The organism is Enterocloster alcoholdehydrogenati (genome assembly GCF_013282095.1).
Classification (GTDB): domain Bacteria; phylum Bacillota; class Clostridia; order Lachnospirales; family Lachnospiraceae; genus Enterocloster; species Enterocloster alcoholdehydrogenati.
Window position 1 is genome coordinate 1 of record NZ_BLTJ01000026.1, and the last position, 7,575, is coordinate 7,575.

The window sequence follows — 7,575 nt, forward strand, 5'->3', positions numbered from 1 at the left end:
TGAAAAATTTGTACGCCAAATATGCAAAGTTGCGAGATAAGAAAGGGCTGACAGATTATCGGGTGTCTGAGGAAACAGGGATTTTAAAATCCACACTCTCCGAATGGAAAAACGGAAAATATAATCCTAAGTTCGATAAGCTGTTAATTCTCGCCAAGTATTTTGATGTTCCAGTGGAGTATTTCGCAGAGACTGAGGAAGGGAGGTGAGAGAGGTGGAAGAAGTAAAGCGATGGCGAAACGATCTATCAGAGCAGGAAGCCATACGTTTGCGTGAGAACGGAAAAATAACAGGTGTTAAAGAGGAGCATTTAGGGACAGAAAGAACGCCATCTGGTCATAACAGAATAGACATATATCTTGTCTTGGATGAAGATGGCGTTTACAGATTGGAATACAGACTGCAAATGATGAATGAGGCAGAGATGGCCGAATTTTGCTACAAAAAGGATAGATTAGACGAGGTAAAAACTTTGTTTGCAGCATCATTATTAACTGCAGCAAGCATTGGAATTCTTGTTCTTACCGGATATTTTCTTTTATGGCTTTGTAGCAATAATTAGAAATTCGAAATCTAATTTTATGTTTCTTGCGAACTGCTGTTTTTAAAACAAGTGAGGAGAGAGATGCTTACGATAATTTTAACCATGACAACTGCCATATGTGCATTTGGATGGCTTGTAAGTCGAATTTCGGCTATAGCCATGATAAGGTATTTCAAAATTAAGGGGTATGAACGCCCAACTAATACAGAATTAAATGAGTGTATACGCTGGGCGGCAAAAAGAGTTTTTAAAAGAGTTGGTGATGGAGGTGACGAAAGTGAGGATTGAAAAAATGCAGAATTCGGTGATTTAAAGCACTCGATCCACGTATTTGATGCAGAGGGAAAGAAAAGACAATGGAGTTTAAGGCTTAAGAAGGAGGGTACACAAAATGCATGATTTAATGAGAACCACCATCACATCAATGGAAGCTGCTGAGTGGTGCGGAAAAGAACATTCTAAGTTACTTCGGGATATTCGCAATTACATATCTCAGTTAGGAGCAGCCAAAATTGGATTCTCCGATTTTTTCAAGGAATCCACATATGTTACAGAGCAAAACAAGACACTTCCCTGTTTTCTTGTTACAAAGAAAGGCTGCGAGTTCATCGCCCACAAGATGACTGGACAGAAGGGAACGGAATTTACCGCAAGATATATTAACCGATTCCATGAGATGGAGTATACAAAGCTCCCTTGCCCACTCAATCCACAGATTGCTTCCAGCGTGGCAGATTTGGGCCGGGTAACGGAACGGGTTATGAAGAATCAGGGCTCAGCACCATATAAGATTGCGGAAGCATTTAAAATGGAGTGCGAACAGTTCGGTATCCAGCTTCCAGCTGATTTTGTGAAGGTTCCTGAGTATGAGCAGATGTCTTTGACCGGGTTATTAAGCGAAAGATAGGAGGGATTGGTTTTGAGAAAAGTAGTGTTAAATCAGGTCAGTTTTAGTAAGGATGATTTGAGTGAAATCCATGGCTGTTTTGTAAGCGGACTGACAGATGGCGTTAATGAAGATGGAGACGAAGTGATCTTTCTTACATTTTTCAATCCGGTGACAAAAAAATACATTGGCGCGGAATTTGGAGAACATGGATGTGCCTTCGTTTCAAATCCATATGAGGAAGGGAGGTAATACAGCATGGTAGCACCATATCAACCATTATACACGGTTAAGGAAGCGTCGCTGGTTTTGCGGGTCAATACCACTAAGGTCTATGAGCTGATAAACACTGGACAGCTGCCCTGCCTGTTATTAGGGCAGAAAAAGATCCGGGGTTCGGATCTGGAAAGATTCATTGAGAAATATCCGGTCGCAGAGCCGGCAGTAGGAGGAGACAATGGAAGTAATCAAACATAACCCCCAGCCAGAAGCCCCCATCACCATCACCCCGGAGGAATATGACGACATCCTGGTACTGGGCGGCCTGGTAGGGGATGAGCTTCAGAGATACCGCCAGGACAACCGCTGGGCGTGGAACCTGGCCGCGGCGATGGCGTTTCTGCTGGGAGCGGAATCAGTGGTGCTGTTTCTGGTGGCGTATGGCGTGATCGCGCTGTGAAGGGAGGTGAGGAAGGATGAACAAGAGATTGAAGCGTAAGGCAGAGAAACGCAGGAGGCAGCAGATATGTGGGGCCTTGGATCTGTGTTTGCAGATCAACGGGCTGCAGAAGAGTAAGCGGAGTCTTACGGGGGATCACCCCACCGCATTTTTTGAGTTTAACGGCCGTGCAGCAGGCGTGGGTGTACGTGTGTTTCGGTATGGCTGGGAATCGTATGTAGGTATAGGAGAGCGGCTGCTTTCCCGTATCACCCGTTCCGACGAACTAGGGGAGATGATCGGCCAGCTAAAGCAACTGAAAAGGACCTGCACAGCGGCAACTGTGGCGGGTCCAAAAAACAAATTTAACACACCCTTATTATAAGGGAGAATGAGCGAGGAAACAAGATGGCAAATCGAAAAAATGATGTATTTTGCGCTGAAAATCAGTATGAGGAGGCCCTGATGCTTATGGGCCGGGTCAATGCGCTGGCAGGGATTGCGAGGATAAGCAAGTATTCCGTGATTGATTGTGAGCTCGTGGCAGCAGTGTTAGGGTTCGACATGGACGTTGAGGATTGCGAGCAGAAGGGAGATACGGAATGTACTATAAAGGAATAGGCCCTGAGGCTGGGACGATCGTGGAGGAAGATCAGGCGTATCAGTACGCATTGGAACGATGCATGAATGCCACACCAGAAGAGAAAGAGGAATTTGTGAACTGGTATTATTCCGGGAACTGGGCTGAAATGGAGGATTGGGAAGAATGAACAAATTTCGAACGCTGAGAGCGGATGAGATTGATTGCAGAATAGCCACGGCAACAGAGAAGGGGATTTCCCTTCTGCTGTACAAGGATGCCCGGTGTGATATGAATATTCTGGACGAATCCGTAGGAGCAGAGAACTGGCAGCGCCACCATTCCAGAGATAACGCAAACTGCACAGTAGCCATCTGGGATGATAGCAAGAACCAGTGGATTGAGAAAGAAGACACAGGCACAGAGAGCAACACAGAAAAGGAAAAGGGGTTGGCCTCGGATTCGTTTAAGCGGGCTTGCTTTAACTGGGGGATTGGCCGAGAACTGTATACTGCTCCGTTCATTTGGATTCCGGCAGGAAAATGTAAGATTGAAAAGGCAGAAGGAGCTGGAAGAGCAAAATACACTTGCAGGGATCGCTTTTCCGTAAGCCAGATCGGCTACGATGCTGAGAATAATATCAATGCATTAGTGATTAAGTGTAAAAATAAGGTGGTTTTCACTCTTGGGCAACCTGAACCAGAGGAAACAGCAGATACCATGCAACCACAGAGGCCGATATTGGTAGAGACGGCTCATATTAACACGCTGTACGTGGAATTATCCAGAACAGGGGTAGGATTGAAACAAATTCTACGGAATTATGATATTAAAGATGTTCATGAGATGAATATAGACCAATTTCGGGACGCAATGGACGTCTTGAAAGGCAAACCAGATATGATTGTTTCCTATTAGGAACGCTGTAAATACAAGGCTTTTCGGAGCCTACGAACCACAAAAAATAATATTTGATCTATCACATTACACCAAAAGCCGTCCGGCGTTCAAATCGGGCGGCTTTTTTGCGTGGATAGACCGGAAGGAGGCGGAAAAATAATTACAGAAATTTAACCCGCAAAATTGTGCAACTTTCACGAAAAGGAGGATAGTGAATGGCAGATGAAAAATTGAACACAGGCCCCGGTGAGGAGAAGCTCCCGGAGGCTCCCGCTCCTGTTACGGTTGACGGGTCCCAGGCTCCGGCTCCCGAACAGACTGCCGCTCCCACACCCCAGCAGGAGGGGCCTGCCCAGCCCGAGCCCGGTGATGTGGTGGTGTCCTTTGACAAAATCAATGAGCTGATGAATGAAAAGCGGCAGACAGCCCGGGCCGAGGTAGAAAAAGAGGAGGAGGCAAAAGAGCCGGAGGAGAAAACGCGGGAGGAACCTCCCGCCGCTGGGGATGATGAACCGAAAAAGGCCCGTCGGGGCCGTCCCCCAAAAGAGGAAAAAGCGGAGCCTGCTGGCAAGGAGGCGGCGAAGCCCCGCAAGGGCCGCCCACCCAGGGCGGATAAGGCGGCCCCCGGCGAGGCCACGCCGACTAAGCGAGACAAATTGTCCCGAAGTGGGAAAAAGTCTGCGGAGGTTAAAGCTGCCCCGGAACCCGAAAAGGCCCCATCCGAAAATGCGGCTCCGGCCCCGGAACAGGCTCCGCCTGAGCCAGCCGCTCCGCCCCGTCCTGTGGAGGAAGGAAAGCTGGTCTATCTGAAACTTTCCGAAATGCATCCGTTCCACACATTCCGCCCCCACCCGTTTAAGGTGCGGGACGATGCCAAAATGCAGGAAACGGTAGCGTCCATCAAGGCAAACGGCGTAATGGTTCCTGGTCTTGCCCGCCCGGAAAAGGATGGCAACGGTTATGAGATCGTGGCGGGCCATCGCCGCCATCATGGTTGTGAGCTGGCCGGGCTGGAGGAAATGCCCTTTATCGTTCGGGAAATGACTGACCACGAGGCGGTACAGGCCATGAAGGACAGCAACAAACAGAGGGATCAGACGCTCCCCAGCGAACTGGCCGCCCTGTTGGAGCTGGAAGTGGAGGACATCAAGCACCAGGGCGGGCGGCTGAAAAATGTGGCCGAGGGCGATATTGGAAAACGCTCCGTTGAGATCGTGGGCGAGGCGCACGACATGAACTATAAAAAGGTCATGCGTTATCTGCGGCTGAACTCCCTTGTGCCGGAACTGCTGGACAAGGTGGACGATAAAAAAATGGGCTTTATGCCCGCTGTGGAGATTTCCTATATCCGCCCTAAAAACCAGCGGCTGATCGCTGTTTCCATTGACGGAGAACAGGCGTCCCCCTCTCTGGCCCAGGCGAAAAAGCTCCGGGAGCTGGACAAGGATGGAAAACTCAACGGTGATGTCATTGATGGCATCTTATCAGAAAAGAAAAAGGAGGATCGAGGCGTGATTATTTCTACCGCTGAACTGGAAAAGTATTTTGGCAAGGAGGCCACTCCCGCCAAAATGAAGGAGCAGATCATGACTTTACTGGACGAATGGAAGGAGAAACAGCCGCCCGAGCTGGCGAAGGCTCCGAAAAAGATGGATCAGGACAAGTAACCACTTCGAGACATTTTGTCCCGAGGGCCCTGCCCCCCGCCCTTTCCCATGATTGGGAAAGGGCGGGGGGATTGGGTTGAACTTTCTTATTAAAATATCGGAGGTATTGACTATGAAGCGTCCCCTTGCATACATTACCGCCGCATGGCTTGGCGGCGACAGTGAAAACGCAGAACAGGCCGCCCGCTACTGCCGGGCGGTTTATGAGACAGGCTTTTCCCCGATCTGCCCGCCCCTTTATCTGCCCCTGTTTCTCAATGACGCAGTACCCGAGGAGCATAAAAGCGGCATCGACATGGGCCGTGACCTCTTGCGCCGCTCCCATGTGCTGGTGGTCTGCGGCCACACCATGACCGAGGCCATGAAAAATGATATTGCCGTGGCCCAGCGGCTGGGAATTACCGCCACCACCCTTGAGGGCATCCTGACCGTCAAGGGGCAGGGTAAACGCTGATGGAGTCTGTTTTTGAGGCTTTCATTTCAAATCCTGCCCTTTACAGTGCGGGGCATCTGGTTGGGGAAACGCTGCATTTCCCAACCAACACGGAGGAGGTGCAGTCCCTCTTAAAGCGGATCGGCGTGGACGGGGTACGCTGCCAGGAATACTTTATTATCTCCTTTGACAGCGATATTCTCGGCCTTTATGACTATCTGGGCGAGTATGAAAACATTGACGAGCTCAACCACCTGGCCCATCTGCTGAAGGAGCTCTCCCCATCAGAACGGGAAACGCTGGAGGCGGTTATGGACAGCGGCCAGCATTGTGGCTCGGTGCAGGACTTGATCAACCTTACGCAAAATCTGGACTGCTACGACTTTCATCCCGGCGTGGACAATGAGGAAATGCTGGGCCGCCTTTATGTGGAGGATATGGAAAGTCTCGAAGTGCCGGACAATATAAAACTCTACTTTGACTTTGAAGCATACGGGCGGGACATTTCCATCAACGAAAACGGACACTTTGCACCGGGCGGCTATGTGACGAAGGTGAGTGACGATTTCCGGGAGGTCTACCACGGCCCCCAGGACATCCCCGCTGAACACAGGGTTTTTGCTTACCCCCAGCTTTCGATCCGGGAGCAGATGGCCGCTTATCAAGAAATTATTGACGGTTCCTCAAAGGAGGGGTTTCGGCGGCTGGCTGAAAAACACCATGAGGAACGGTAACGGGACTTCGAGACAATTTGTCCCAAGGCGAAAGGAGGCGGTGTAACTGATTGATGAAGAAATTTCCCGGAGCTCCATAGCGATTTCTGTCCGGGCCAGCAAGTTGACAGCCCGGGGGCTGGCCTATGTGCTCCGGGCGGCGGGCCGCCAGATCGCCAAACGGCATAAGAAAGCCCAAAGGCCCCACGGCAGGCAGAGCGTGAAAAAGCTCATGGCCCACGGCGAAAATGTGAACAGCATCGAGGTGGAGGCCCCGAAGCTCTTTGACCGCATGGCCCGCCGTTTCAATGTGGACTATGCCTTTTACAAAACCGGGCCGGACAAATACCTGCTGTTTTTCAAGGCGGGACAGGCGGATGCAATTACCGCCTGTTTTGAGCGGTACTCCCGCAGGCTTCTGGAACAGTCAAAATCCAGCCGCATCCCTATCCGGGAACAGCTTAAAAAGGCGGCGGAACAGCTTGTAAAGGAACCGCCCAAAACACAGGAACGGACAAAGGGGGTGGTTCGTGAAGAACGATAGCATCAAAAAATACCTTATTCCCAACATCCCGTATCTGTTTGTCCTGTGGGCCTTTCTCAAGCTGGGGACGGCCTACCGTCTGGCGGCGGGTGCGGATTTTGCTCATAAGCTCATGGGGCTGGGCCAGACTATTGGCCCGGCCTTTGCCGACTTTGCCCCGGGGCTTGCTCCCTTTGACTGGCTCGTTGGCATTGTGGGGGCTATGGGCTTTCGCTTGCTGATCTATATGAAAAGCAAGAACGCAAAGAAATTTCGGCGGGATGAGGAGTACGGTTCAGCCCGTTGGGGATCTGAAAAAGATATACGACCTTTTGTCGATCCGAAGTTTGAAAATAACATCATTCTGACCGGGACGGAGTTTCTTACCATGAATACCCGTCCGAAAAATCCGGCCAACGCCCGCAACCTCAATGCCTGTGTGATCGGTTCGTCCGGCTCCGGCAAAACCCGGTTCTGGCTTACCCCGCAGATTTTGCAGGCCAGCGCAGACAAAAACGGCGGATGCAGCTATGTGTGCGTAGATCCAAAAGGCGGCACCCTCGACCAGTGCGGCCGCTTTTTACAGAGACAGGGCTATAAGGTGCGGGTATTCAACAGCATAGATTTTTCAAGATCCATGCACTATAATCCGTTTGCCTATGCGCGACACG

General features: G+C 50.4%; 15 protein-coding genes. All 15 read left to right on the forward strand.

The genetic code is table 11. The annotated features are described in order from the left end of the window. Positions 1-209, forward strand: a 209-nt coding sequence (locus HW447_RS17525) for a helix-turn-helix domain-containing protein (RefSeq protein ID WP_243176343.1), incomplete at its 5' end; no start/stop codon positions are given. A gap of 5 nt (positions 210-214) precedes the next feature. Further along, positions 215-562 (forward strand): hypothetical protein, encoded by a 348-nt coding sequence (locus HW447_RS17530; RefSeq protein ID WP_176256312.1) that lies wholly within the window; start codon positions 215-217, stop codon positions 560-562. Between the two features lie 373 nt (positions 563-935). Beyond that, positions 936-1,451: a Rha family transcriptional regulator gene (locus HW447_RS17535; protein ID WP_176256313.1), complete on the forward strand. Its 516-nt coding sequence runs from the start codon at positions 936-938 to the stop codon at positions 1,449-1,451. Positions 1,452-1,463: 12 nt separating this feature from the next. Then, a complete protein-coding gene (locus HW447_RS17540; protein WP_176256314.1) occupies positions 1,464-1,682 on the forward strand; it encodes a hypothetical protein in 219 nt (72 codons plus the stop codon). Between the two features lie 6 nt (positions 1,683-1,688). Beyond that, on the forward strand, positions 1,689-1,907 hold the full coding sequence (locus HW447_RS17545) for a helix-turn-helix domain-containing protein (protein WP_176256315.1): 219 nt from the start codon (positions 1,689-1,691) through the stop codon (positions 1,905-1,907). Further along, positions 1,888-2,109: a hypothetical protein gene (locus HW447_RS17550; RefSeq protein ID WP_176256316.1), complete on the forward strand. Its 222-nt coding sequence runs from the start codon at positions 1,888-1,890 to the stop codon at positions 2,107-2,109. The genes HW447_RS17545 and HW447_RS17550 overlap by 20 nt, the downstream gene beginning before the upstream one ends. A 16-nt stretch (positions 2,110-2,125) precedes the next feature. Next, positions 2,126-2,473 carry a hypothetical protein gene (locus tag HW447_RS17555; protein ID WP_176256317.1) on the forward strand — a complete coding sequence of 116 codons (348 nt, stop codon included), beginning with the start codon at positions 2,126-2,128 and terminating at the stop codon, positions 2,471-2,473. Positions 2,474-2,496: 23 nt separating this feature from the next. Further along, complete coding sequence (locus HW447_RS17560; protein WP_176256318.1) at positions 2,497-2,709, forward strand: hypothetical protein; 213 nt, start codon at positions 2,497-2,499, stop codon at positions 2,707-2,709. After that, complete coding sequence (locus HW447_RS17565; RefSeq protein ID WP_176256319.1) at positions 2,691-2,858, forward strand: hypothetical protein; 168 nt, start codon at positions 2,691-2,693, stop codon at positions 2,856-2,858. The genes HW447_RS17560 and HW447_RS17565 overlap by 19 nt, the downstream gene beginning before the upstream one ends. Beyond that, positions 2,855-3,586, forward strand: coding sequence for a hypothetical protein (locus HW447_RS17570; RefSeq protein WP_176256320.1), 732 nt, complete (start codon positions 2,855-2,857; stop codon positions 3,584-3,586). Before HW447_RS17565 ends, HW447_RS17570 begins: the two co-directional genes overlap by 4 nt. Positions 3,587-3,783: 197 nt before the next feature. After that, positions 3,784-5,235, forward strand: a complete 1,452-nt coding sequence (locus HW447_RS17575; protein WP_176256321.1) for a ParB/RepB/Spo0J family partition protein — start codon at positions 3,784-3,786, stop codon at positions 5,233-5,235. A 112-nt stretch (positions 5,236-5,347) separates the two neighbouring features. Further along, on the forward strand, positions 5,348-5,689 hold the full coding sequence (locus tag HW447_RS17580; RefSeq protein WP_176256322.1) for a DUF7768 domain-containing protein: 342 nt from the start codon (positions 5,348-5,350) through the stop codon (positions 5,687-5,689). After that, on the forward strand, positions 5,689-6,402 hold the full coding sequence (locus HW447_RS17585) for an antirestriction protein ArdA (protein WP_176256323.1): 714 nt from the start codon (positions 5,689-5,691) through the stop codon (positions 6,400-6,402). The genes HW447_RS17580 and HW447_RS17585 overlap by 1 nt, the downstream gene beginning before the upstream one ends. A 103-nt stretch (positions 6,403-6,505) precedes the next feature. Then, entirely contained in the window at positions 6,506-6,925 is a 420-nt protein-coding gene (locus HW447_RS17590) for a PcfB family protein (RefSeq protein ID WP_279285713.1), read from the forward strand. Beyond that, positions 6,912-7,575, forward strand: a 664-nt coding sequence (locus HW447_RS17595; protein ID WP_176256324.1) for a type IV secretory system conjugative DNA transfer family protein, incomplete at its 3' end; no start/stop codon positions are given. The genes HW447_RS17590 and HW447_RS17595, both read left to right, overlap by 14 nt.

What these genes read in the sequence shown, in the direction of transcription:
- HW447_RS17550 (WP_176256316.1), top strand. Translation starts at nt 1,888, where the DNA reads ATGGAAGTAATCAAACATAACCCCCAGCCAGAAGCCCCCATCACCATC.
- HW447_RS17535 (WP_176256313.1), top strand. Translation starts at nt 936, where the DNA reads ATGCATGATTTAATGAGAACCACCATCACATCAATGGAAGCTGCTGAG.
- HW447_RS17585 (WP_176256323.1), top strand. Translation starts at nt 5,689, where the DNA reads ATGGAGTCTGTTTTTGAGGCTTTCATTTCAAATCCTGCCCTTTACAGT.
- HW447_RS17575 (WP_176256321.1), top strand. Translation starts at nt 3,784, where the DNA reads ATGGCAGATGAAAAATTGAACACAGGCCCCGGTGAGGAGAAGCTCCCG.
- HW447_RS17560 (WP_176256318.1), top strand. Translation starts at nt 2,497, where the DNA reads ATGGCAAATCGAAAAAATGATGTATTTTGCGCTGAAAATCAGTATGAG.
- HW447_RS17580 (WP_176256322.1), top strand. Translation starts at nt 5,348, where the DNA reads ATGAAGCGTCCCCTTGCATACATTACCGCCGCATGGCTTGGCGGCGAC.
- HW447_RS17565 (WP_176256319.1), top strand. Translation starts at nt 2,691, where the DNA reads ATGTACTATAAAGGAATAGGCCCTGAGGCTGGGACGATCGTGGAGGAA.
- HW447_RS17555 (WP_176256317.1), top strand. Translation starts at nt 2,126, where the DNA reads ATGAACAAGAGATTGAAGCGTAAGGCAGAGAAACGCAGGAGGCAGCAG.
- HW447_RS17545 (WP_176256315.1), top strand. Translation starts at nt 1,689, where the DNA reads ATGGTAGCACCATATCAACCATTATACACGGTTAAGGAAGCGTCGCTG.
- HW447_RS17570 (WP_176256320.1), top strand. Translation starts at nt 2,855, where the DNA reads ATGAACAAATTTCGAACGCTGAGAGCGGATGAGATTGATTGCAGAATA.